At 43.7% G+C, this 25,979-nt stretch carries 24 protein-coding genes, 1 tRNA gene and 1 pseudogene; 19 read left to right on the forward strand and 7 right to left on the reverse strand.

Going from position 1 to position 25,979, the window contains the following annotated elements; all coding sequences use genetic code 11:
- Nucleotides 1-25: 25 nt before the first annotated feature.
- From F9K33_02020 to F9K33_02070, 11 genes are all read left to right on the forward strand, one after another.
- On the forward strand, nt 26-1,873 hold the full coding sequence (locus F9K33_02020; protein ID KAB2881272.1) for a DegV family EDD domain-containing protein: 1,848 nt from the start codon (nt 26-28) through the stop codon (nt 1,871-1,873).
- Nucleotides 1,827-2,645, forward strand: a complete 819-nt coding sequence (locus F9K33_02025) for a hypothetical protein (protein ID KAB2881273.1) — start codon at nt 1,827-1,829, stop codon at nt 2,643-2,645. The genes F9K33_02020 and F9K33_02025 overlap by 47 nt, the downstream gene beginning before the upstream one ends.
- Before the next feature lie 9 nt (nt 2,646-2,654).
- Nucleotides 2,655-3,263, forward strand: a complete 609-nt coding sequence (gene thpR / locus F9K33_02030; protein KAB2881274.1) for an RNA 2',3'-cyclic phosphodiesterase — start codon at nt 2,655-2,657, stop codon at nt 3,261-3,263.
- A complete protein-coding gene (locus F9K33_02035) occupies nt 3,242-3,898 on the forward strand; it encodes a hypothetical protein (GenBank protein KAB2881275.1) in 657 nt (218 codons plus the stop codon). The genes thpR and F9K33_02035 overlap by 22 nt, the downstream gene beginning before the upstream one ends.
- A gap of 209 nt (nt 3,899-4,107) precedes the next feature.
- On the forward strand, nt 4,108-5,739 hold the full coding sequence (locus F9K33_02040; GenBank protein KAB2881276.1) for a methyl-accepting chemotaxis protein: 1,632 nt from the start codon (nt 4,108-4,110) through the stop codon (nt 5,737-5,739).
- Nucleotides 5,740-5,872: 133 nt separating this feature from the next.
- The gene (locus F9K33_02045; protein ID KAB2881277.1) at nt 5,873-7,288 is read left to right on the forward strand and encodes a radical SAM protein; all 1,416 of its coding nucleotides are present in this window, start codon (nt 5,873-5,875) and stop codon (nt 7,286-7,288) included.
- Nucleotides 7,245-8,522: a peptidoglycan DD-metalloendopeptidase family protein gene (locus F9K33_02050; protein ID KAB2881278.1), complete on the forward strand. Its 1,278-nt coding sequence runs from the start codon at nt 7,245-7,247 to the stop codon at nt 8,520-8,522. The genes F9K33_02045 and F9K33_02050 overlap by 44 nt, the downstream gene beginning before the upstream one ends.
- A gap of 8 nt (nt 8,523-8,530) precedes the next feature.
- A complete protein-coding gene (locus tag F9K33_02055; protein KAB2881279.1) occupies nt 8,531-9,562 on the forward strand; it encodes a flippase-like domain-containing protein in 1,032 nt (343 codons plus the stop codon).
- Nucleotides 9,552-10,178, forward strand: a complete 627-nt coding sequence (thiE, locus tag F9K33_02060) for a thiamine phosphate synthase (GenBank protein KAB2881280.1) — start codon at nt 9,552-9,554, stop codon at nt 10,176-10,178. The genes F9K33_02055 and thiE overlap by 11 nt, the downstream gene beginning before the upstream one ends.
- A gap of 30 nt (nt 10,179-10,208) precedes the next feature.
- On the forward strand, nt 10,209-10,688 hold the full coding sequence (locus tag F9K33_02065) for a universal stress protein (GenBank protein ID KAB2881281.1): 480 nt from the start codon (nt 10,209-10,211) through the stop codon (nt 10,686-10,688).
- Between the two features lie 3 nt (nt 10,689-10,691).
- A complete protein-coding gene (locus tag F9K33_02070) occupies nt 10,692-11,294 on the forward strand; it encodes a nucleotidyltransferase family protein (protein ID KAB2881282.1) in 603 nt (200 codons plus the stop codon).
- A gap of 102 nt (nt 11,295-11,396) precedes the next feature.
- Here F9K33_02070 and F9K33_02075 read toward each other — a convergent pair whose 3' ends face one another.
- Nucleotides 11,397-12,632, reverse strand: coding sequence for an AI-2E family transporter (locus F9K33_02075; protein KAB2881283.1), 1,236 nt, complete (start codon nt 12,630-12,632; stop codon nt 11,397-11,399).
- 222 nt (nt 12,633-12,854) lie between these two features.
- Nucleotides 12,855-12,927: transfer RNA gene (locus F9K33_02080), tRNA-Phe, on the reverse strand.
- A 474-nt stretch (nt 12,928-13,401) separates the two neighbouring features.
- Between F9K33_02080 and F9K33_02085 the strand changes: the two genes are divergently transcribed.
- From F9K33_02085 to F9K33_02115, 7 genes and pseudogenes are all read left to right on the forward strand, one after another.
- Nucleotides 13,402-13,611, forward strand: a complete 210-nt coding sequence (locus F9K33_02085; protein KAB2881284.1) for a helix-turn-helix transcriptional regulator — start codon at nt 13,402-13,404, stop codon at nt 13,609-13,611.
- 14 nt (nt 13,612-13,625) lie between these two features.
- Nucleotides 13,626-13,949 (forward strand): phosphatidylinositol kinase, encoded by a 324-nt coding sequence (locus F9K33_02090; protein ID KAB2881285.1) that lies wholly within the window; start codon nt 13,626-13,628, stop codon nt 13,947-13,949.
- Between the two features lie 5 nt (nt 13,950-13,954).
- A complete protein-coding gene (locus F9K33_02095) occupies nt 13,955-14,908 on the forward strand; it encodes a HipA domain-containing protein (GenBank protein KAB2881286.1) in 954 nt (317 codons plus the stop codon).
- A gap of 112 nt (nt 14,909-15,020) precedes the next feature.
- Entirely contained in the window at nt 15,021-15,797 is a 777-nt protein-coding gene (bshB1, locus tag F9K33_02100) for a bacillithiol biosynthesis deacetylase BshB1 (protein KAB2881287.1), read from the forward strand.
- 50 nt (nt 15,798-15,847) lie between these two features.
- Nucleotides 15,848-15,928 (forward strand): annotated as a pseudogene (locus F9K33_02105) (four helix bundle protein).
- A gap of 271 nt (nt 15,929-16,199) precedes the next feature.
- On the forward strand, nt 16,200-17,360 hold the full coding sequence (locus tag F9K33_02110) for a hypothetical protein (protein ID KAB2881288.1): 1,161 nt from the start codon (nt 16,200-16,202) through the stop codon (nt 17,358-17,360).
- Nucleotides 17,361-17,385: 25 nt separating this feature from the next.
- Nucleotides 17,386-18,267 carry a hypothetical protein gene (locus F9K33_02115; protein KAB2881289.1) on the forward strand — a complete coding sequence of 294 codons (882 nt, stop codon included), beginning with the start codon at nt 17,386-17,388 and terminating at the stop codon, nt 18,265-18,267.
- Between the two features lie 2 nt (nt 18,268-18,269).
- Here the strand turns inward: F9K33_02115 and F9K33_02120 are convergent, their stop codons facing one another.
- Together F9K33_02120 and F9K33_02125 are read right to left on the reverse strand one after the other, a co-directional pair.
- On the reverse strand, nt 18,270-18,983 hold the full coding sequence (locus F9K33_02120; GenBank protein ID KAB2881290.1) for an alpha/beta hydrolase fold domain-containing protein: 714 nt from the start codon (nt 18,981-18,983) through the stop codon (nt 18,270-18,272).
- Between the two features lie 66 nt (nt 18,984-19,049).
- The gene (locus F9K33_02125; protein KAB2881291.1) at nt 19,050-20,582 is read right to left on the reverse strand and encodes an AAA family ATPase; all 1,533 of its coding nucleotides are present in this window, start codon (nt 20,580-20,582) and stop codon (nt 19,050-19,052) included.
- A 325-nt stretch (nt 20,583-20,907) separates the two neighbouring features.
- Between F9K33_02125 and F9K33_02130 the strand changes: the two genes are divergently transcribed.
- A complete protein-coding gene (locus F9K33_02130; protein KAB2881292.1) occupies nt 20,908-22,026 on the forward strand; it encodes an ATP-dependent 6-phosphofructokinase in 1,119 nt (372 codons plus the stop codon).
- A gap of 36 nt (nt 22,027-22,062) precedes the next feature.
- Here F9K33_02130 and F9K33_02135 read toward each other — a convergent pair whose 3' ends face one another.
- From F9K33_02135 to F9K33_02145, 3 genes are all read right to left on the reverse strand, one after another.
- The gene (locus F9K33_02135; protein ID KAB2881293.1) at nt 22,063-22,821 is read right to left on the reverse strand and encodes a hypothetical protein; all 759 of its coding nucleotides are present in this window, start codon (nt 22,819-22,821) and stop codon (nt 22,063-22,065) included.
- Nucleotides 22,822-22,987: 166 nt separating this feature from the next.
- The gene (locus F9K33_02140; GenBank protein ID KAB2881294.1) at nt 22,988-23,656 is read right to left on the reverse strand and encodes a hypothetical protein; all 669 of its coding nucleotides are present in this window, start codon (nt 23,654-23,656) and stop codon (nt 22,988-22,990) included.
- A 13-nt stretch (nt 23,657-23,669) separates the two neighbouring features.
- Nucleotides 23,670-25,979, reverse strand: a 2,310-nt coding sequence (locus tag F9K33_02145) for a T9SS type A sorting domain-containing protein (GenBank protein KAB2881295.1), incomplete at its 5' end; no start/stop codon positions are given.

The following is a 25,979-nucleotide window of genomic DNA, read 5'->3' on the forward strand; positions in this document are numbered from 1 at the left end:
CGGCGCCTCTCAAAAATCGAAATGTATGTCATACCCGCAGTCACAAATAGGAGGAATGGCTTTGAAACTTAAGATCAAATATCTTGACGGCATCCGTTTGAAACGTTCCGTTATTGCCGGATGTAATTTTGTGATCAATAAAAAAGATCACTTAAACAATATTAACGTATTCCCTGTGCCCGACGGCGATACAGGAACGAATATGGCTTCCACTTTGAAAACGATAGCCGATACGGCGGAAAACGAACACGAACATTCGATTGAGAGTATGTCCTGTGTTCTTGCTGATTCTGCGCTCATGGGCGCGCGGGGAAATTCCGGTGTGATTTTGGCGCAGTTCTTTCAGGGGTTGCAGGACGGCCTTAAAGGATCCGTTAGGGCAAACACTCAAAAATTTTCAGAAGCCGTTTCCAATGCTACCCAATCTGCCTGGAGCGCCATGTCGAAACCGGTGGAAGGAACGATCCTTTCCGTGATCCGTGACTGGGCAAAATCGGTGGAAGCCAAGTCGAAAAAAACCGACGATTTTTCAGAGCTTTTTAAAGAATCGCTAAACGACGCAAGAATATCTCTCGCCAATACGCCGAAACAAATGGCCGTATTAGCAAAAGCCGGCGTCGTGGATGCCGGAGCGGAGGGATTTGTTACGATGCTCGAAGGTATTCTTAATTTTATCGAATCCGGCCGTATATCCGACATCAAACGCGTCGGGCTGTCGGAATCCGAAGAAGAAGTAATGGAGCCGCATCTGGACGACCATACTATAGACGATATAAAATTTCAATTTTGCACGGAGTGTCTGCTTGTTGGCGATAATATGAGCCGCGAAAATATCCGCGAAAAAATTTCCTCGTTCGGCGACTCTCTGATAGTTGCGGGATCTCCAAAGAAAATAAAAATCCATCTTCACTCCAATACGCCGGAAGATGTTTTTGACGTGCTGGCGGATTACGGCCATGTTGTGTCAACCAAAATTGACGACATGCGTCAGCAGTTTGCTAATGCGCATTCCGATGTGGTGCAGGAAACAGCGATTGCCGTGGACTCTTGCGTGGATCTGCCATTGGAATACATTCGCCGCAATCATATTCACGTCATTCCGCTCAACGTACATTTCGGCGATCAGGTTTTTATTGATCGGTTAACCCTGACGCCTAAAAAGTTTTATGAAAAACTGTCGTCTTCGCCTGATCATCCGAAGTCTTCTCAGCCGACGCCGCAACGATTCAAGGAATCCTTTGAGCGGTTACTTACCATCTATCCGCAGGTTATTTCTCTCCATCTTTCGTCGAAAATGAGCGGAACGTATCAGGGCGCATTGAGTATTGCTAAGTCGGTTGGTAAAGGTAAGATTCACGTTGTTGATACGCAGTCTGCATCGGTCGGCGCGGGGTTGATTGTGCAGGAGATCGAGCCGATGATTCTCGCCAATGAACCGGTTGAAAAAATCCTTGCGCATATAGATCATTGCGTGAAGAATATGAACGTCTTCATCAGCGTACAAACAATGGAGTTTCTGATCAAAGGCGGGCGCGTCAGCAAAACGCGCGGCGCCGTTGCAAAGACATTAAATATCAAACCGATTCTTGGTATAAAGGAAGGCGCGGTCGTTCCGATCGCTAAGGCATTCGGCCATTCCAATGCGTTACGTAAAGTGATGGAACTGGTTAAAGCAGCCGCTAAGGGAAAGAAAAACCTGCGATTCGGTATTGCGCACGCCAATTCAATCGGCATCGCCGACTGGTATGCAACGGAACTGGTCAAGTATTTTGAGATTGACCGCGATAAAATTTTGATCACGGATGTCTCGACGGTGATCGCGACGCATGCCGGTCCCGGGGCTGCTGCCATCGCGGTACTTTGCGACCCTTGATTTTCCGCCTGGGCGCGGCATTGTGTCCAATAATATCTTTATACTTAAAAAGACGATGAACATATTTCTATTTTGTTTTTGTTTGTTACTGCTACCCCACGCTGCGTATGCCCAAAAAATAAGCGACCCTGATTTGAAGCCTTTTGTCGATCTGTGGCAAAAAGATAATGTGGATTCTCTCCGGGCCTTCATTCCTGTGTTGTATAAAAAATACCCGAAACAACCGGAAACAATTTTTTTCCAATCGGTTTTTGAAACCAATGCCGATAAGGCGAACGCCGGATATGAATCCATTTTGAAAACTTTTCCGGACAACGCATTGGCTGACGAAAGCCTGTACCGCCTTATTCAATACGATTACGCAAAAGGAAGTTACCGCGGCGCTCAGCAAAAAGCGGATCAACTGAAAAGGGACTATCCGTCGTCGCGATTTATCGGAAAGGCTGACCGGATGTTTGACGGAATGAGTCTGGTGACAAAACAGATTGAAGAACAAACGTCCGTTGCCGATCCGGATATCTCACAAAGCATATCAGGGAAAAAATTCCGGCTCCAGGTCGGCGCGTTTGGGCAGATTAAAAATGCGGAGGATCTCAGGGATAAACTAAAAAGTAACGGCTACGCTCCGATCGAATTTTCCGAAAAAATCGTGAACGATAAGAAATTATATCTCATATGGGTTGGGGCATTTGCTACCAAGGAAGATGCGGTCTCCACCGGCAATGTTCTCAAAAGCAAACTGCAATTAAATTATACCATTGTTGAAAAATAGACCGCCGATGTGAATCCCGCCCATATACAAACTATCCGAACATTCATCGCCGTCGATCTGTCCGCAAACCTAAAAAAAGAGATTGCCTTTATACAACAAAGCCTCCGGCCGCATTTTTCGCGTGCAAAAGTAAGCTGGGTTAGATCGGAGAACATACATCTTACTTTGAAGTTTCTGGGCGATGTTCCATTGACAGATATTACCAAGATTATTACGGCGTGTGATTTCGTTAAGGAGGAACCCGCTTTCGAGCTGCACATTAATGGGCTTGGTTTTTTCCCGGGTTTACGCAAGCCAAAAGTATTATGGTGCGGATATGAGAGTTCCGCTCCCATAGCGCGAGTTCAAAACCAAATTGAAACAGCGCTGGATTCGATTGGATTCACGGCGGAAAACAAACCGTTTGTTGCGCATTTAACGCTTGCGCGAATAAAAGAAATCAACTCTAATCCTGCCGCCCCCTGCTATGTTGATATGGCTGCGGTTCAAGAGTATCTTATGAAAATGCCGGTTTCTATGTTTCATCCGGTCCGCAGTATTAAGTTGATTAAAAGCCGGCTCTCTCCTAAAGGATCCGAGTATACGGTTTTGCATGAATGGAAATTAAAATTCGATTAACTATGAAAATAATTCTCATCACATCGTTCGTTAAGAAATACCAAAAAAAAATCGTTGGTGTTGTTGATCTCGACAACGGCGAAAAGCTGCAATTAGAGCCGGATACCATTATGCAATTCCAACTGCAGACGGGAGCGGATCTCGATGAAAAAAAATTACATGAGATTCGTTTGGCAGATCAAAAAAGAAAGAGTCTTCAGAAAGCGCTTCAACTTATTTCCATCAGGCCGCGCAGCACGGGAGAATTAAGAGAGAGGTTTAAAAAAGAAGGTTTTTTTGAAGAAACGATCGAATCAAGCCTGAACTATTTGATAGACAACGGTTATCTTAATGACGAGGTTTTCGCGGAACGTTTTGCAAAAAGTAAATTACAGAAAAAAGATATGGGTGAAGCGGCGCTTCGGTTTGAGCTTCATAAAAAAGGTTTATCAAAACAGATTATTGAAAATGTCATTCGCCGTATTTTTGCTGAAACACCGCCTCTTGATATGGCGATAAGGGCGGCTAAAAAAAAAATTCGAACGATCCGAACCACCGAGACGATAAAAAAACGTCAGAAAATATATCAATTTCTAACGCAACGCGGATTTTCGGCGGAGGTCATACATCGGGTGATAGCGGAATTGATGGATTAAGACAAGTGTTGTACCATTTTTGTCTTTCAAATAAGCCGTTCTAATACTATATTTCCCCGATTGGCGACGCGTTTGAATAAAGTAATTCTATCATGACGACTCGCTGATGGCATCACGTTTTGCTAATTTTTACAAATTCCTTTCTGGCGGTTAAAAAACATCCTGTCTAAAATGCCGACACCATATGACTTTAAGTTTAGGAGTCAGTCATGCTTAATAATATGAGCATCCTCAATAAATCGATAATCGGGTTTGGTATTTTATTCATTCTTGCACTAACTATGACCGTTTTTTCCATAACTCAGTTGAACTACTTATTGGATAGTTCTGACAAAGTGGTTAATGATATTCCGATTCAAACCGCTCTCTTGGAGATTCAATACGCGACGACCAAAGGCCATCTGTATTTCGAAGAAATCATCGCCGGCGATAAAAATCAATCTTCAGACAAAGTCTATGAGTTGTGGGATGAGGCACTCTCGTACTGCGATATTATTCTAAAGGGCGGCCAAAAAAATAATAGGACGTATACCGCGATTAGGAACAAGAAAGAAATCGAAGCTATATCCAACATGGGTATGGCTATGGAGGAGATGATCTCATACGCAAAGCAACGCCAGCTGGACTCTAAATCAGGGCAGGCGGGAAGCGAAGCCGAACGGCAATTTGACTCGGCGTATGAAAAAGTGATGTCGCTCACAGAAGAAGCTAAAATCATCGCCAGTCAGGAAACAAAAAATAATTACGATAATTTGCTTGGCATGTTTTCAATGGGCAAATTGATTATCGGATTTACGGGATTTTTTCTGTGCGTCATTGTGGTTGGAATCGGTTATTTTATTTCCACAACCATCGTTACCCCCATCAAGGCGGCGGCAAAACTAATTGACAAGGACGGGATCAATACGGTTTTTAAAATGAACCGTCATGATGAGGTCGGACGACTGACCCGCTCGATGAATAATTTCCTTTCCTCCTTCAGGGACGTTTTGATTGACGTAGTCGATGCCTCTCGGGCGGTTGCGACATCCAGCAAAGAAATTTCAGCAAGCACCGAAACGATGGCCACCAATGCGCGGGAGCAGAGTTTGCATACAAACGGTATTACGTCAGCCGTTGAGGAAATGTCAAAGACCGTATACGAAATTTCACACAATGCATCGAGCGCAAAAGAGATGGCTCTGCACGCGCAATCCAGCGCGACACAGGGCGCGCAAGTTATCGATGAGACGGCCGAGGGAATCAGCAAAATGGTAGGGATGATCAAGCAATCCACGGATGTGGTAAATTCTCTTAGTGACTCCAGCGGAAAGATCGGTAAGATTCTGAATATTATCGAAGATATTACAAAACAAATTAACCTGATCGCACTCAACGCATCCATCGAAGCAACGAAAGCCGGAGAAAGGGGAAAAGGATTTGCCGTTGTCGCAGACGAAATAAAAAAACTAGCGGAACGAACAACGCATTCTACGGCTGAGATCAACGAGATGATCGTTAAGATTCAAACCAATGTTTCCGAAGCAGTCAACCTAATGGCGCGCACACGGGAAAAAGCGGATAGCGCCATTACGCTGTCGCATGACGCTAAATCGAGCCTAAAAGAGATTTCCGAAGTGTTTCAGGAAGTGACGCAAATGGTGGCGCAGATCGCCGTCTCGAGCCATCAGCAATCTATTACCAGCGATCAGATTGCCGACAATATTAAGATCATAAACCAATCCACCCAGCAGGTCGCAGCAGGTATTCAGGAGATCGCTAAATCAGCGGATTATTTCAAAACGCTTACCGACAGTATGCAGAAAAGGGTTAATGTTTTCAAAGTAGACGAAAGGTTGTAACCGCAGCGGAACAAGGACTGATTTGCCGGCTAAATGGTTACAATCGACCCTGTTTTGGTTTTTCTAAAATCGTTTTGCTAATCTCTCGCCGAATCTCTACATTTAAAAAACGGCTCCACCTATCTGAAATAGTATGAAGAAGCCGAAGCTTCTTTTGATCAATCCTTATATTTACGATTTTGCCGCATACGATCTTTGGCTGAAGCCGCTGGGATTGCTCTACCTCGCCGCTATGCTGGAAGAAAACGGATGTGAAATTATTTTTCTGGACGCAATGGATCGATGGCATCCGGATGTACTGAAACTTCAAAAACGTGAATCCCCGCGAACAAAAAAATATGGCGACGGCTATTTTTACAAGGAACCTGTAGAAAAACCTCAGGAATTTCAGCACATTCGCCGCCATTACTCGCGTTACGGCTTGCCGCCGGAGTTCATGCGAACAAATCTGGATCGAATCAAACGCGAACACGATATCGACATGATTTTGGTCACCTCCGGAATGACGTACTGGTATCGCGGCGTTCATGAAGCAATACGTATGTCGCGCGAGATATTTCCCCAAACAAAAATTTTACTCGGCGGTATTTACGCTACATTGTTTCATGAATATGCGCAGCAACACTCCGACGCGGACGTTGTTTTCAAAGGAGAGTCGGAAAGAACTTTGCTGAAATTTATTTCTGATCAAACCGGTTTGACCACAAAAAAGCAGTACCGCGGATACGATGACTATCCTTTTCCGGCTTATCATTTATATCCGAAGCTGGATTACGCAGCGCTCATGACCTCGCGCGGTTGCCCCTACCGCTGCTCGTTTTGTGCTACGCATGAATTTACTGATGAATTCCGGCGGCGTAGTCCCGGCAAAGTTGTGGAAGAAATTGAATTCTATAATATACAAAAACAGATCACGGATTTAAGTTTTTATGACGATGCGCTCTTTGTTAATTCCGACAAACACATTAAGCCGATTCTCCGGCAAGTTATTAGAAAAAATCTAAAAGTTCGTTTTCATACGCCTAACGGCCTTTTCGCAAAATTACTGGATGCCGAACTCGCCGAGCTGCTTGTCGAGAGCGGATTCAAAACCATTCGCCTGAGTTATGAAACCAAGAACACCGAGCGCCAGATCCAAATGAAAAAAGTGAATGACAGCGATCTGGAAAAAGCTTTACGGCATCTTGAATTGGCCGGTTTCACTAGGCAAGAAGTGGTTGTTTACTTGATCATGGGTTTGCCCAACCAAAAGCCGGCCGAGGTTGCAGATAGTATAAACTATGTTCATCAACTCGGCGCCAAAGTCAGTCTGTCTTCTTTTTCACCTATTCCCAACACACAGGAATGGGAGATCGCGATTCGCGACTACGGATTTCCTGTCGACAACCCGCTTTTGACCAATAAATCTATTTACCCGTTGAAAAACGATTATTTTTCTTACGATGATTTTGAACGGCTTAAAATGGCGGCTATTCAAGGTAATCGGCATCTAATCACCCCTGCGAATGAAACGGACTGGAGCATTTCGGATTATAATGTCTATGCGTAAATCAAATGTAACTCAATCTATCTTTCGGTGTATTTTGTTTGTAATTTTTTCTTTCTTTTCACTTTGCGCGCAGGATCTTCAGAAAAAAATAACTCAGAGCCAGAAAAACGTACAAAAGCTCAAAGAAGAAATCAAAAATTATGAGAACAGGATCGTATCAGAAGCGCAAAAGGAAAAAAATGAACTTGACCGCCTTAACGATGCCAATCAAAAGATTGGTTTACTCCAGCAATTACTTGGAGAACTTGAACAGTCCAGAAGCCTGACGGAATTGAATATTGTCGTTTTACGTGATCAATTAAAGACGACGCAGGGCGAACTCAACGTACTGAAAAACCTGACAGGCCAAAGACTAGTTCAAACCTACAAACACCGCGCGGAAGATCCTTTAGCTTATGTGTTTACATCCGATTCGTGGACGCAGGCGTACGCGCGGGTAAAATATACTAAGATCATCGCGAATCAAGATAAGACCGACTTGCAAACTCTGCGGAGAAAAAAAATAAAAATAGAACGGCAAAAAAAACTTATTGAGGCAGAACTTCTTCAGCAAAAGTATCTTATTGCTGAAAAGAAAAATGAAAAAGCGGCCTTAGACGTCGAATTAAACCGGCGCAAAGCATCCTTGTCCAAGATTCGCAAAGATAAGCGCTTGTTAAATACCATGCTGGAAGAAAAACGAGACGATCTTGTCACCTTGAATTCACTTATAGCGGAATTAGAACGTAAGAAAAAGGAACAAGAAGAACTTGAACTGGAACGCCAGAGAAAACTAAAAGCCGAGAGCGCCGAAAAGAGCATTGCGTACAAAGAACCGAAGTATGTTGAAAAGTCGACGTTCGGCCTTTATAAGGGTAAATTGCCGTATCCGGTTGCAGGGAAGATTGTTAAGAAATTCGGCGATCAGATCAATCCGATTCTTGGAACAAAAACAAGAAACCCGGGAATTGAAATTCAGGCAACTCAAAACGCGGCGGTAAGAGCGGTGGCAAAAGGGCGAATTGCGCATATTGCATGGCTTCGACGGATGGGCAATACGTTATTGATCGATCACGGCGGCGGTTATTATACAGTCTACGCGCATCTGTCCGAGATATATGTTTCACCGGAGCAAAATGTCAGCGCAGGCGATATGATCGCAGGCCTCGATGAAAATGAAGAGGGAAAGTATGTGCTCCATTTTGAAATTTACAAAGATCAAGACGTTCAGGATCCTTCAATCTGGCTTAGATAAAATTAATTATGAAATCCGACCTATCAGAAAATACAGTTTCACCAGGAACTTCTCCGGAGGAAATGCAATTTGGCCACAGCAGCCAACCGCGCAGCAGATGGTTTTTTTTATTCAAACTGCTCGTGACCTTAGGTATTGTTGCGCTCATTTTTAACAAGATCCAGTTCACAGAGATACAGGCAGAATTTAAAGATGTGATTTGGTTGCCGCTCGCCGCGGGGATGGCGATGACAGTCCCGAATATTTTCATTCAATATTATAAATGGAGATATCTGGTTCACTTGCTGGACAGAAAGATATCCAATAGCACCATATTCACCTCTCTTATGTGCGGTTTTTCAATCGGGTTGGTTACTCCCGGAAGACTGGGTGAACTCGGTAAAGGCGTGTTTATTAGTTCGCAATCAAAATCACAGTTAACCGGCATGGCGATCATTGATAAGATTCTTTCGCTGTGGGCGTTATCCGTGCTTGGCGTTATATCCTTATTCTACTTAATTGAGTTCAAATTCAGTTTTTCACTTTGGTCGAAGTCTCTTTTTATGATCATGGCAGTATTATTTGTTGTGTTGCTGTTGATTCTTGTTTTCCAGCCTTCTTTCTTACGCACGCTAATACAGCTGTCAAAAAAAATGGTTGCGCGCGCGCCATTTCGGGAAAAAATATTTTCACTAATATCCGCATCGGATTATTTTAAGAAACAGCATTTTATGCCGAGTTTTTATTTCTCAATGCTATTTCAGTTGATCATACTTTTTCAACTCTTTCTTTTTATCAACGCATTCACCGGCCTTACGGCTGTTGAATCCTTTCTGGCCGGGGCGTCGGCTATGTTGGTGAAGTCGCTTTTGCCCATTGCCGTGATGGATTTAGGTGTGCGCGAAGGAGCGGTGATCTATTTTTTTGGTAAATACGGCATTCCGGCATCCTCGGCATTCAACGCATCAATCATGTTATTTCTGAGCAACGTGCTCATTCCGGGTATTATCGGATTATATTTTTTCACGAAGTATAACTTCTTCCGCCGCCATGAAAATTGATTTTCGTCTATATGCGATTACGGATCGAAAGAGAATTAAGAAAGGCCGGTTTCTTTATCACATCGAAAATGCTTTTGCATGCGGACTTAAGGCAATTCAAATCCGTGAAAAAGATCTTTCACCGCTCGAACTATTCCGGTTATGCGAACAAATAAAAAAATTAGCCGAAGGTCATCATGTGAAAATATTTGTCAATGACCGTGTGGACATAATGCTAGCGCTAGATCTGGATGGCGTTCATCTGACGGAACAGAGTCTGCCGGTTGACCAAGTCAGAAAAATCATCGGGCATGAAAAATTAATGGGTGTTTCAGCTCATTCCACGGAAAGACTGCAAACGGCGTATGCGGGATCTGCTGATTTTGCGGTGCTCGGCCCCGTCGCGATGACATCGTCTAAACCCCAAGGCCATACGATTTTGACACCGGAGCAATTCACATCAGCCTGCGCGAATGTAAACATGCCCGTTTTCGCGCTTGGAGGCGTTGACTCAGACAACGTCAGACTGTGGATAGAGCACGGGGCGCATGGCGTCGCAGGGATATCGATATGGATGGAAGCGGAGGATATCGCCGTGCGGTTAAAACAACTTGAGAAATCTTTAGAACATTTGTAAATTAAGCTTACACTTAACGCGGGAGGTAACATGGTTACAATTAAGAACATCGTCGTACCTACCGATTTTTCCGAAGCCGCATCCCATGCTTTGGATTACGCTTTATCTTTAGCTAAGACATTCCAGGCAAAGATTTATCTAATGCATGTATTCGAGCCCATTGTCTATTATTCTGATGCGCCAATGGGCATGCCCGATCTGATCGAACTAGAACAGAATGTTCGTGGTGTGGCCGAGCAGTCTTTACAAAGTATTTTGGACAAACAGATCAAAGAACATGAAACTGAGTTTGGCGCCATTCCGGTTGAAACGATTCTTGCGCAGGGAAAGCCCTTCATTGAGATTATTCAAACCGCAAAAGAAAAAAACGCCGATCTGATCGTATTGTCTACGCATGGCCGGAGCGCCTTGGAACACATTCTTTTGGGCAGCGTGACTGAAAAAGTAGTAAGGAAAGCGCATTGCCCGGTGCTGACCATTCGTTCAACAACCGTCTTCAAAATGCCATAGCCGATGACTAACCGATTTTCTGTCGTCATTTTAGCCGCCGGTACATCTTCACGCCTGGGTTCTGATAAACTATCTTTGCCGCTGGGAAATAAATCTATACTTGAGCATACTATGCATAAATTTTTTCTTGACGCCATTGATGAAGTTGTTATCGTTACCGGTAAATTTAAACCTGAATTCCAAAAACAAAAAACAGCTCCAAAAATAAAATACGTTGATAATCCTGATTACGAGGCCGGTATGAGTTCGTCCGTAAAAAAGGGACTTGAGTGCATAAGCCTATCCACAGACGCCGTGTTCATTACGCCGGCGGATATACCGCTTTTTGATGTCAATACGGTGCGGGAGATGATCGGGGCTTTCTCACAAAAAACAATTATTATCCCTACGTATCACGGTAAAAAAGGCCATCCGGTATTGCTTGACAAGTTTTTTTCAGAACAATGTTTGAATGAACACAGTGAGAAAGTTTTATACGACGTAATAAAAAAAAATAGTGTTTCGGTTAAATTTTTGCCGGTGGAAGACGAAGGGGTCTTGTTAGACCTGGACACGAAAGAAGATTACGAAAGAATGAAACGGTTTATTGATAGCGAAAATTTCTAATTGCGGCAACCGGGTTGGATCAACCAAACGGCGACCGATAGCTCGACTAATTTAACTTCACAAAAACTTCACGGTTAATTACTACTGCGATCTATACCACCCCTAAACTATATCGCCCGGTTTTTTTATTCTTTCATCACGCAAGAATTCCTGTTTCAAAAAACTTTGTTCATACCACTCCATTACGAATACTTTCAGGATCGCCGTTACCGGTATGGATATGAGCAAGCCTAGGATACCCAGTAATTTACCGAATACCAGCAACGAGAATATCAGTAGAACAGGGTGCAACCCTAATTTTTCTCCGACTACCTTTGGCGAAATGATTATCAAATCGAGTATCTGGATAACACCGAGTACCGCCAGGATTTTTATGATGCTAGATTCTGGAGATGGGTTTATTAATCCTAAAACGATGCCTACGAAAAAGGTCAGGATGGGTCCGACATACGGAATAATACTCAGGAATCCGGTGACCAAACCCAGAATCAGCCCAAATTGGACGCCTAGTATTTCCAGGACTACCCAGGTGACCATAGCGATAATAAAAGCCGCTAATATTTTTCCGCGAATGTATAAACTTAGAATCGAGTCTACACGGGAATAGATTTTTTCAGCGCGTTCCGTGTGGCGCTCCGGCGTTTTTTCCCTTGCATATTTTATTAATTGATCAAAATCCCTCAAAAAATAAAATGTCACAAAAGGAATCAGAATAAAGTTGATCAATTGATTCATCAAGGAGCTTAATGAAGAAGATATATCCTGGGCACGTTCGGTAAAGTGCCGAATGAAGTCATTTATTTTCTGCGTTGTTTCAGCTTCCATCACGGCGATCAAATGATCTACATCGATGCCAAAGCGCCCTAAAAATGCCAAAGACTCCGAGCGCAGCCGTTCTTTTAATTCATCATACGACGGGAAAGTCGTGGTGAGTTTTTGAATTTCCCCGGCAAATTGCGGTATGACAACGAGCCCTGCGAGAGTGAGCAAACCTAAAACGAGAATCGTGATGATCATGATCGAAAACGTACGGGATATTTTACGTTTTTCGAGAATATCTACGACGGGGTCAAATAAATAAGCTAAAGCAAATGAAATAATAAAAGGCGTGATAATATCTTTAAGATAATAAAAAAGCCAAACCATGAACAAAGTAAACACCATTGCGATCAGTACTCGAATCGACTTATGTTCCCGGAACGGCAATAAGAATGCGATCATGATCAATGAAAGAATAAATGGCGAAAAAACATCCTTGATGGTAAAAAACCAGACGCCGAATAGAACGGCGAAAACGAGTGCTATAAGTATGAAGCGTGATTCTTGATTATTTTGCATGGACTGATGATTTTCATGGTTATGACGATGTCATTATAAATAAAAAATCCATAAAAGTAAAAGACTTTTGGGATTGAAGTGAGGCTCTGGGCGGAATTTCCGCCCAGAGGCGGATCAGCCTCCGGCTGAGAACTATCGATACAAAGATCTTTCGACCCATCGGCAGAACTCAGCAACAGAAGTACAAAAAAACCTCCAAGATTTCTCTTGAAGGTCTATAAGTGGCTCCGGGCGGAATTGAACCGTCGACACAAGGATTTTCAGTCCTCTGCTCTACCAACTGAGCTACAGAGCCAACACTGTAAAATTTAAGCGAGCAAATATAATCGGTGAAGTGCTAAAAAACAAGGCAAAATTGCAAAAGAAGGAAAATCTTTAAAATAGGTAACTAGGAAAAGATGGACATCTTTCAAAGGGTAATGCGGTTTGTTTCTGATTTACTAAATATACATACACGTAGTTCTACGATTTTTATAGATAGAAGTACAATTAGAAAACCAATATGCAGCTATGAGAATTCGGAACACTAACGTTGCGCAACAAGATTTCGTTGATCGTTTCTTTAAAGCATTTGGTCGGGAGAATTGTTACCACATACATTTCACTAGCTGTTTACTGCAACGTATTATATTTGAACGGGTGTAATATAGAGCTCATATCCATTATTTATACCTTATAGGGTATATTTCACAAATTTACATTGCATTTATACCCTAAAGGGTGTATTTTAAGTAAAATAGAATACTATGCACCCTAAAGGGTATAAATTATGACATTGAGTAAACTAGTGAAGGAAAAAAGAAATGCAGTGGGACTGACACAGCCGGAACTTGCCGAAAAAGCGGGTGTTGGATTGCGCTTTGTTCGAGAACTGGAACAAGGTAAAGAGACCCTGCGATTAGACAAAGTGAATCAGGTACTGCAATTATTTGGCTACGAAATAGGGCCGGTTAAGAAAACAGCGGGCACAGATCCATAACCCATAAAAAAATAATGCGAAAAGCAGAAATAAAAATACAAGGTATAACAGCGGGTTGGCTCACGCAGGATGAAAACGGATATCATTTTGAATATGATCCGATCTATTTGCGATCAGAAGACAGAGAGCCGATAAGCCTCACATTACCGTTGCAAGAAGCGTCCTTTACCGACAAAGTAATGTTTCCATTTTTTGATGGGTTGATTCCTGAAGGATGGCTGCTGGATATTGCGGAAAAAAACTGGAAATTAAACTCCCGTGACCGGATGGGCCTCTTACTGGCGTGCTGCATGGACTGTATTGGCGCCGTGAGTGTTCATCCCGTAAATGAAAAATAAAAATCATGAGACGGTGTTTATATTGCTACTTGCCGTTGGCTGAACAGAAACAAGATTTTCATGCGCGGTGCAGTAAAAAGATATTCGGACAGCAGCAAGCGCCCATGTTGCCATATCATGAAGACAAAATGGAAGAGCTTGCCACGCAGGTTATTAAGCGTCAAATGACGGTAACCGGAGTACAACCAAAATTATCTTTACATCTTGCATCGGGCGAAAATAAGAATGGCCCCAAACGATTTACCATAGTCGGTTTGTGGGGAGGCTATATTTTAAAACCGCCAACGCCACACTATCCTCAATTGCCGGAGGTGGAAGATCTGACTATGCATTTGGCAGATATTGCTAAAATTGACGCAGTTCCGCACAGTTTGATTCGTTTACAATCCGGTAATCTGGCGTACATCACAAAGCGCATCGACCGAGACAACCAAGAGAAGATACCCATGGAAGATATGTGCCAACTAACCGAGCGATTGACCGAAAACAAGTACCTTGGTTCTTATGAACAAATTGCAAAAGTTATTCAGAAATTTTCGTCTAATCCGGGATTGGACGTAGTAAATTTTTTCGAACAGGTCCTGTTTTCATTTCTTACCGGGAATGCGGACATGCACCTTAAAAACTTTTCACTGATTAAACGAGCCGGAATAGGCCACGGGCTTTCACCAGCCTACGATATGGTAGCCACGGCATTGGTTAATCCTGCGGATGACGAGGACATGGCGCTGAGCCTGAATGGAAAAAAGAAAAAGATAAGACGGAGCGATTTTATAGCGGCATTTGATACGCTGAATCTGGACGAGAAACAGCAGGAAAATATATTTGCCAAAATGAAAAAAGTTAAACCCCAATGGATGGCCTTTATCGACATTAGTTTTTTGAATAACAAATTTAAAGCAGACTATAAGGTGCTGATTGAAAATCGTTTTTCACGTCTATCAGTTCACAACGAATAGTTTTATACATTTTTTAGAACAGGTAAAAAGCAGGGTTTTGGCGTTTTTTTAAAGATTTTTGTTTGTAAAGTTAGTATTATTGTTTAAAGATTTTCATTCAAAAGATATCATAATGAAATTAGACGCAATGTTTTTCGGGGCTCATCCGGACGATGTAGAGTTGTCAGCAGGTGGCACGGTCGCCAAATTGGTCAAACTCGGGCATAAAGTTGGAATCTGCGACCTGACGCGCGGAGAAGCGGGCACGCGGGGAAGCGCGGAGATGCGCGATAAAGAAGCGCAGGACGCAGCCGATATTCTGGGCGTGGAGGTTCGTGAAAACTGCGGGCTACCCGATACGGTATTCAAGAATACCCATGAAAACCAGCTGAAAATCATTCAAATCATCCGCAAATATTGTCCCGATTTTGTTTTTACGCAATATTGGAACGACCGCCATCCTGATCATATTCATGCGAGTCATTTAGTGCGTGAAGCGGCCTTTTATTCAGGCTTAGCCAAGACGACTACATCCGATAACGGACAGGAACAAAAAGCGTTTCGTCCGAAGCGCGTGATCTATTATGCGGCGAGGTACGAATTTTCCAGAGCCGAAGGCAGTAATATGTTCATCGTGGACATATCGGATACGTTGGAAATCAAAATGAAAGCCATGGCGGCGTTTGCGTCGCAGTTTTACAATCCGGATTATCAAAGCGAAGAACCGGTAACGTTTATTAGTACGCCGGAATTTAGGGAAAGCATCGAAAACCGGGCCAGGCATTTCGGTTCGCTGATCGACAAAAAATACGGAGAACCTTTTCTTACAAAAGAACATTTCGGCGTTTCCGATCCGGTTGCTTTTTTACGAGACGGCGGACAGGATATGAATAAGTTGGGGTTTGCATAAGGATTTATGATTTTGGATTGTAGATTTACGATCGAGAGTTGCGATTTTGTATGAATGAGGAGATTTTTAAACAAAGGACGAAGAATTTAGCCTTAAGGGTAATTCGGCTCGTTGAATCTTTACCAGATACTGAGAATAATGCTAACCACTTAGTGATAAGTCCAAAATGCCAATCGTGTCATCCTGCAAGGATCATCTTGAATCACAGGTCGGATTTTCAAAAAAAAAAGATTCTTACAGAATGACAACAGTGGTTTCAGATATTGATTTCTATTTTGATTCCAATCAATCCTTGATGAGTCGAAAAGTATTAGGACGGCTGAATAGTTACGAATAATGAATAAATGACCCAATGACTAAATGACTCAATCGCCAATCATAAATCCAAAATCGTAAATCGATATGCTTCCAAAAACTATCTGCATCTATGAAGACGAATATTATGCCAATCTCTATCCTCTGACGTATACCCGTCCGGTATTTGAATTATTATGCGGATCGATGTCGCTGGCGGAACGTATTCGCCGATTCTTTCCGGATGCGCGTCTTGTATTTAAGTGCAGAGATCATATTGTTCCCGTGCTCAAAGAAAAATACCCCGCCATTCCTATCAATTTGCTGATTGAAGGCCCTTGTTTGTATATCAATGGGTCCGTTTTATTCGATGAATCTCTATTTAAGAAAATCACTTCTGATTCTAACGTAACGTTAGTTCATCAAGACGTTACCGTTGCATTCTGGAATGCATTGTCCACAAAAAAAGAAAACTGCGACGCGACGGTTATTCGATATCCTTGGGACTTGATCACGCACAACCCGGAAATGATCACCCGCGATTTCAACAATAAAAAACGAATGGACGGCAAGCTTCATGAGGGAGTTCATCTGATCGAATCCGGCCATATTTCCATTGGAAACAATTCTATTATAAAACCCGGCGTTGTTTTGGATGCGGAACACGGTCCGATCATTATTGGAGAAAATGTAACGGTAATGCCAAATGCAGTCATTGAAGGTCCGTGCTACATTGGCGATAATTCGATCATCAAAGCGGGAGCTAAAATATATGAAGGAACGGCCATCGGCCCCGTGTGCAAAGTGGGCGGAGAAGTAGAATCCTCGATCATGCATGGATATAGTAATAAACAGCATGACGGTTTTCTTGGCCATTCTTATATCGGTGAATGGTGTAATCTGGGCGCTGATACCAACACCAGCGATCTGAAAAATAATTACGGGAACGTCAGCGTTACACTAAACGATAAAGATATCTACACAGGCAGCATGTTCATCGGGCTCATAATGGGCGACCACTCCAAGAGCGGTATTAACACGATGTTTAATACAGGCACCGTGGTCGGCGTCTCATCCAATATTTTCGGGGCCGGATTTCCACCTAAAACTATTCCGTCATTTGCCTGGGTCGATTCGAAAGACGTTCAGCGTTACCGTTTAGATAAAGCCATTGAAGTTGCCCGCACCGTCATGGCACGCCGTAAAGTGACCATGACAGAAAATTACGTGAACTTATTAAAATATATTTTTGATAGTTCGCCTTCTTAAGGTTCTTCATCACACCTAGGACGGCATGTTTGCGAAATTACAAAATAAGATTTTTTTACTAAAAGTTTTAACCGTCGCCGCGATGCTTCTTATCGCGGGCAATATTATCGCCTACCTCACAGAATCACCCGACGGTTCCAGAAGGCCATCGGTAAATTTTTCTTCACGACAAGTGACCGTTGGCGTAGATGAAGATGACCTGGTCGAATACGCGCCCTTAGACACGCTGATTGATTCATTAATGATAGGGGAATTCGATATTCAGCCGGGATGGATTCGAAACGACCGTGTGCAGCTCGATAATGTGATGTATATGCGGAAGATCGTTCAGATCCCAAAATATTTTCCAAGTACTTTGTTTAATTTAGATCTGACAAAACTGGCCAACAAGCTTGATTGGGAAATTCTGAGCGTTAATGAGAAAATAGGAAGACAAGCGGGCGCGGTTGATTTTGGTATCGATATCGGCAAAGACGGTGTGATTTACGAGCGGATGGATATGGTCGTCAGCCCAAGAATACGTCCATCCGGAAAAGAAGTTTTTTTTATTGTTAACGGCTTCGGTTTTGAGTTGGACGACAACGTCAAATCGTTTTTAGAATTGCCGGAAACGTTTTCCCTGTATGTTCCCAAAGACCTGCCGGCATTCAAGGTCATTTCTTTTGAGGCAGAACGATTAGCAAAACCGGTAATAAAAAATTTACCGTGGAGAAATATTTATTATCTGGAGGAGAAGGGAGACGAAAGAGAATTAACGTATGAATTTTTTGAATTATTGAACAATATTCCTAATCGCGGTTTTGTCGTGTTGTCCAATAAACCGCACATATACGAACTTATAAAAAAACAATTTCCCCGTGTTACCAAAAAAGGGTACATAATTAGGTCGTATTCTGAACGGTGGTAATTTTATTTTTCTGTAATAAATCTTAAAGCACGAAGCAATTCATCTAATTTGGGTTCCGGAATTGCATGACCCGTGTTTTTATAAACAGAGAAATCTACGGTTACTCCTGCCTGCTTCAACAGATCTTTCGATTGAGAAACATTATCAATATTAGATTCAAGGTCCCCGTGTCCTATGTAAATACGTTGACGTTTTAGAAGATCGTTCGGTTTAGCCAGACTAATCCATTCATTCTGAAACGATGCTCCGAGAGCAATGACTCCTGAGAATATGTGAGGATATCGCAGAGCCATGTAATAAGCCAGACTACCGCCGGCTGAAAATCCTCCAATGTATATGCGATCCGGATCGATATTAACTCTTTTCCGCGCTTCTTCAACAATGCTCCTCAAGAAGCTCTCAGAATTTCCGGTCAATGTCCAGCCAAAACCGATCTCTGACTTTTCAGTGCCTTGAGGTGTGAGCAAAATAATTCCAAGAGAATCACAAACGATTTTCCACAAATCATGGAATGCCGGCGCTATATCTCCGCCGCCATGCAAAGCTATAAAAAGTATATGTCTTTTCTTAGGAGTGTAATCTGCCGGGACCGACAATAGTGCCATTCTGTTATCGGGCCCTTTTAGCATTTGAGTTGAACCAGGCATTACGTCAGGAAAATGAGGAGCGCAAGCAAAAAGGATGAGCGGAAGTAAAATCAGATAGATTTGTTTCATAAATCAATACTTGAATTCTTGATTCACAGGTCTTGATTTGTGTAATTCGTGGATGATTTAATTACCTTAATTCACACTAAACCTGTCCAGATCGATTCCCGGCATTGAACCGCGTGACGGAGAAGCTCTCCGGGCACGCTTCTCCGCCCAGGCACGTAAGGCGCCGACCTGCTCTGCCAATACGCGGGAAAGCGGTACTGTATTTTTAATACTCAGACCGATATCTTCGGTAGTCAATTCACGGTTTTCTTCGAATGCATCATATAAGGCTGTTATGATAGCTTCCTCGATTTCAGCTCCGCTAAATCCATCGCACACATGAGCCAGCTTTACACAATCGAATTGTTTAGGATCGCGGCGTCGCTTCTTAAGATGAATTTTGAAGATAGCTTCTCGTTCCGCTTGTTCCGGTAGATCAACAAAAAATATTTCATCGAACCGGCCTTTGCGTAGAATTTCCGGCGGAAGCACGGTAATATCGTTGGACGTGGCAATCACAAAAACAGGTTTTTTCTTTTCCTGAAGCCATGTCGTGAAGGTTCCGAATACCCGCGCGGCAGTTCCTCCGTCGCTAAAATTGGAACTCGCCATCCCGGAGAAACCTTTTTCAATTTCATCGATCCACAAGATGCAGGGGCTGATAGACTCTGCAACTTTTATCGCGTGGCGGATGTTGGCTTCAGATGATCCGACGATGCCGCTAAATACGCTGCCCACATCGAGTTTCAGTAACGGCAGATTCCAATGCGACGCGACCGCCTTTGCAGTCAGGCTTTTGCCGCAACCCTGCGTTCCAACCAACATCAGGCCTTTCGGAGTGGGAAGCCCGAACTCAGCTGCGCGATCGGTAAATGCTTCCGCGCGTTTAGTGAGCCATGATTTCAAATTTTCCAAACCGCCGACCTGATCAAAATTTTCATCGGGCGAAAAAAACTCCAACGTGCTTGATTTACGTATGACTTGTTTTTTTTCTTCCAGAACTTCCAGGATCGTGTCTTCATCAATGGCTTTACGATGTACGACCGATTTTGCGAGTACGTTTTCAAATTCAACCAACGTCAGACCTTGCGCCGCTTTGAGCAGCTTTTCAGTAATAGCGGGCGTGAGCTCAAGTTTTACGTCGCGGCGTTTATTCAATACCTTTAAAGCAGATTCAAACGATTGGGATAATTCGCCGATATGGGGAAGATCAAAATCGATGACGGCAATATCTTTAGAGAGTTCCAGCGGAATATTCATGCTCGGCGCGACAATGACGATGGTTTTGTTGCTTTTGCGAAGCGACTTGGCAAGATCGCGGAGTTGACGGCGGATGCCTATGTTCTCTATAAATGCGTGAAAATCGAACAACACAAAAATCGCATTTTCCGGGCTTGATGCAATATGATTCAGGATCAATTCCGGATCGGATTTGGAATCGTCGATTTGTTCCGGCAGAACATAGTTATATACGCCGCGCGTTTGCGTCCAGACGTATAACATTTTTCGAAGATGGACGGCAACATCATCCAGCGTTTTTAATATGCGGTCTTCCTCCCAAGATACGAGGTAAATGACGGGATAACGCGCCTGAATGTATATTTCAATTTCTTGTGTCATATTTACTTCTTTAAGCCCTTGTAAGTCCCGTGTAGATATTTACAAATAGAACACAGATAACGTTGATTAGACGGGTTTTATCAGCCGAATATGGCAATATCGATATGTGCAGTTGCGTCTATATCAGCGGTAATCAGTTAAATCCGTGTCATCCGCGTTCTATTATTTTTTGCTACTTGACAACTCACCTGATTTTGTTAAAAATAACGGTGCATCGGTTCATATTCAAGCACTATTAAATTGAGACAAATTCCTTTTTTGATTTTAAATCAAATTTCAATAAATTACACCGCATTTTAATGATGGCTGACTGAACGGAGGATTTATGACACGCAAAGACAATAACATAATTAGACGTATTGCGATAAATACAGGCGGAGGCGACGCGCCGGGGCTTAATGCCGTTATTCGGGGCGCAGTTTATGCCGCATTGAATCGGGGGTGGGAGTGTTTCGGAATTCGGGACGGATATAACGGATTATTTCTCCCGGAGCAATATCCGGAAGGAGGGTTGATACAGCTTACTCGGGATCGTGTCCGAAATATTACCCATTTGGGCGGAACCATTCTGGGCACAACGAACCGCGGAAATCCACTGAAATATCCGATGCCGGATGAGGAAGGCGTAATAAGGGAATTTGACCGCTCCGGCGAACTGATCGAAGGATTAAAGGAAAACGGGATAGACGCGCTGATCGCGGTCGGCGGAGACGGATCCTTAGCCATAGCAAATGAACTGGCCGGTAAAGGTATTCGTGTCATTGGCGTCCCGAAAACGATTGATAACGATCTTGACAAAACAGTTATTACTTTCGGTTTCGATTCTGCCGTGTCGTTTGCAACCGAGTGCATGGACCGTCTTCATTCGACTGCGGAATCACATCGCAGGATCATGGTAGTGGAAGTTATGGGCCGTTACGCGGGTTGGATCGCTTTAGAATCAGGCGTGTCAGGAAGCGCCGATGTCATACTGATACCGGAAATTCCATTTGACCTGGAACGTGTAGCCGCTAAGATAAAAGCTCTTCAGCGTCAGGGTAGAAAGCATTCGATCGTAGTCGTCGCGGAGGGCGCCAAAGCCGTCGGCGGAGATATTTCGGTGATCGAACGCCGGCTAGGTTCCCCCGAACGTCTTGGCGGCATAGGCAATCTGGTGGCGCATAAACTGGAAGAAATGACCGGGAAAGAAACCCGCTGCGTAGTGCTTGGGCATTTGCTTCGCGGCGGAAGTCCGACAACGTTTGACCGGCTGCTTGGATTACGGTTTGGCGCGGCGGCGGTGCGCGCGCTCGAAGAAGGAAAATCGAACGTGATGGTAGCCTTGGATCCGCCGACGGTTCAGTATGTTCCTCTCGATCAGGCGACACGCCGCATGAAAACCGTTCCACTCGATTGCGATATTGTCATGACCGCGAGGGATCTTGGAATTTCGTTTGGAGATTAGGTTTGTCCAAAACAGTTTTTTTTATTCATTCTTAGACTACCATTTGTATTTTGTTCGATTGAATAAAAAATCGTATTGTTTGTCGCCTACGGGAAAATAAATTTTAATCATTTTCATGCGTTTCATCGGCGGAAACGGCTTTGCCGCAAAATAGACCTTACCGCTCACGGATTGATTTGGCCCTAAACTGGTTTTGCGTAACGTAACGCGTTTCCAGTAACTTCGGTAATCATTCAAATCACGTATCGTCTGCCTGTATTCCGCAGCTTCTGCTTTTGAAGTCATTTCCCTTTCAAACTCCGCTTCTTCTTCATTGCGAATCTGTTCCTCGGTCTTAGGCTCGTTAATGGTCGCAATGTCCGCCGCAACCCCCAATAGTCCGACAAACAGATCAAGGCCTTCGGACGTTTCACGATTGGCATTTTCGTGAGCAATCTGGCGATCTAATTGGAGTAGTTGAAATTCAGGATCGAGCGCATAGGACGGATAACGTGATTCGTAGAGCGAGTCTTTTTTTAGAGCCAGACCTCTGTAATAAAATTTCTCCGGTTCGATCAGCGCCGTTGTATCGGACAAATTTTTTATATTAACGTCAAAAACAAGATTGGCGCCTTCGGTTTCTTCAAAACTGATAGCGACCGCAAAACTTCCGTCCGATTTAGATACAATCTGCTTTCCATGCAGCCATGTTGAATTTCCATCAGCAGGATCAAGAACAAATGTCGGCAGCGGAGCACATCCGATGAAGTAAAGAAGTAATGCCGCAAAAGCGCACACATAAAATTGCTTTTTCATAAACCAGCTCCTTGATTTTTATTACCGGTTTATGGATACACAATTTTCATACCATATTGTAAATGATTATTTATACTGGATGGAGAGAATCGACATGTGTGAAAAAAGAAGATAGAGTTTCTATTTATTCACACATTGATTAGTCAGAAAAACATTTGAAATTGTTTTACAACGTTGTTTTGAGTTGTTCTATTTTAGCTGCGAGCGCCGCCTGCCCGCCGGAGGTGGACACATCAACAGAAAAGGAAGTAAGGTTATTAACCTCTAATAAACTGTTTGTGTAATCACCAAGTGCAAAGTAATTCTCCGCTTTAAGCAAGTGCAGGTGATCTGCGTTTAAGTTGAGGGCGTGGGGAAATATCCAGTTCGGCGCCGCAAGCAATGCCTGGGAAGCTTGTGTGTTGGATGAAACGTAATTCTTCTGAGCATTCAATGTGAATGCCCACCCGGCATAGAGTTCAGCCGCAGGATCCAAAGCATTGCTCGCTATGGTAAATTCACTTGCAGCCGAAGAGAGGTTATCCAGTTTCATAAAGCACCAACCTCTTGCGGTGTACGCATCCGAAGGCTCGATATTATAATCTCTAGCCGAGGTGAAGCGGGAGAGAGCGCTGTCATACTGAGCATTATCAAAGAACACCCAACCCTGAGTCATCAGATCTTGGTACGTCGTGTCGGCTGTTTCATCGCCTCCGCATGATATTAACCATGTTAAGGTTACTGACAGTAAGAGTAGGTTCTTGTTTTTCATAAAACTTTTGATTTTAGATTTACGATTCATTCGATTTACGATTGATGATTTATGGTTTTGTCCTGCTGTGTTTTTATTACTCATTATTTTTTGTTCATTACTTGATGAGCAGCATTTTCTGTGTTTTGATAAAACTCTGTGTTTCAAGCCGGTAGAAGTAAATTCCGCTGGCCACGGTTTGCCCCCGGTCATTGGTTCCATTCCATAACGTTTTATAACTGCCCGCGATCTGGCTTCCGGAAACCAAAGTTCTCACCTTCTGTCCAAGCAGGTTATAGATCGTGAGGTTCAGCTTCGTATCCTCCGGAACGTCATAGGAGATTGTGGTCGATGGATTGAATGGATTAGGATAATTCTGCTTTAATGCAAATACCGCAGGCACGATATTGGTTCCTTCAAACGAAGCATCGTATCCCAATTTGAATTTCCCCAGCGCAGCGACTCTCGCTTTAACCTTTAGTTCACCGGTATAGACCTGTGTTCTGAGTCTTGTCCAGTTATCGTTTTCTTTATGATAAATAAAAAGCTTACCGGCATCCGGCCAGTTAGATGGGTCGTAGGTTAAGGTAAGTTCCACCGTCTCATGTAACGCGGTATTCGGGCCGAATTCATAGGTCATCTCCATAACGTCTTCATGCTGGAATGCGGTAAAGTAAGTTTCTTCTTTCACGGCTTGTGAGCCGATTTTCAGCAAGGCTTTACCGTTGAGAGACGATAGCGTGGCAGATAATCCGGGTTTAGATAACGCGACATTAAACGCATGATAGTCCGTATTGCCGGCTCCGTTCACCGCGATGGCTTGTGAGCGCAGCGTATAATTTCCACTCTGGGTGAAAGTGATCGCGCCTTTGTATATGCGAATATTTGAGGTGACGCTCATGGCAACGGTAATGGAATCACTGCCGACAAATAACTTAACAGCCGGCACACCGGTGAGTGTAGTATCGGCGATGACATAAAAATCTGCATACTTGGATAGCGCCGGATTCTGTAATACGGATGTAGATAAAGAGAGAGTTCCTCCGGGTGTAACGGTGATGCTCACCGTGGCGGTATCGAGTCCGCCCTGTCCGTCGCTGATGCTGTAAGTAAACTGATCGCTTCCGCTGTAGGTGATCAGCGCGGTATAGGTGATCGTGGTATCGCCGGCATTTTTCACCGCCGCGCCGTGGAGAGGCGTGCTGACTGAGGTGATCGTGAGTCCGTCGCCGTCGATGTCGCTGTCGTTGTTTAATACCGATATCACTTTGCCAACCCCGGCTGTAGACGTTGTGATGTCGTTCAATGCTATGGGCAGATCATTGACCGCCGCAAGGGTGACTGCAAACGTATCCCTGCCCACTGCTCCGCTGTCGTCCGTAGCCGTGACGATCACGAAAGTATTTCCGTTGAGGTTGGCGACGGAATTCAGAGTTAATGTATTATTGGCAATAACGGCATTGACAATAGTATTTGTCACGCTCACGCTGTATCTCAAACTGTCGCCGCCGGGAATATCGGAATCGGAAAAAATTGTGTCTAAATTGGCTACAGCCAGGTTTCCAAAATCCTCGGAAACATTTTGGTCGGACAGGCCGCGCGCCACGAAAGGTTCATTATTTGGCGTAACGAGCCAGGCCGCGTTGACAGTTAAAGACGTATCGTATTCCAGGCTACGCCTGCCGATAGAGTCCTTTGCATATACGCGCAAATTGTAAACGCTGTCTACATCCAGCCCGGTGAAAAGCGGGCTAAAAGTGAGCTGGACATTGGTTGATTTTGTAAACTGATCGAACACATTGACGGACGAGGTAAAACCGGTTTTTATAAAATAATATTCGACCGCTACGATCGGCGCCGCGGCTGGCGAGGATGCCGGTGTTTTGTAAAAAGCATTGGCATTTAAAGTTGACCAGTTGTTATCGGAATCTTTAGCGCGAAGATATAACGTGTGGAAACCGCCGCTGACAGCGCTCAAGTCGATGACATGATTTTTGCTAATGTCCGTTCCGGGTGAAACAGGAATTGAGTCAGCATTACCAAATCCGGGGTCTTTATCAATGAAGTATTCCATTTTGATCACATTCGCCAGCGGATCACTAATAGACGGCGTTTTGTAAAAAGCTTTTGCATTCAAGACCGACCAGTTCCCATTTGCATCTTTCGCTCGAGCATACAATGTATGAAATCCACCCGCAACCGATGAAATGTCTACCACAATACCGTTTTGAATAACGTTTGTACCCAGAGTAATTGCCACATTGGTCGCAGCGCCAAACCCGGGATCGTTGTCGATAAAATATTCCAATTTCGTTACGTTTGGTAGAGCGGGGCCGCCACCGGGCGTTTTGTAAAAAGCTTTTGCATTCAAAACCGACCAGTTTCCATTGGCGTCTTTTGCACGAACATACAACGTATGAAATCCACC

The sequence above is a fragment of the bacterium genome (assembly GCA_008933615.1).
GTDB lineage: Bacteria > CLD3 > CLD3 > SB21 > SB21 > SB21.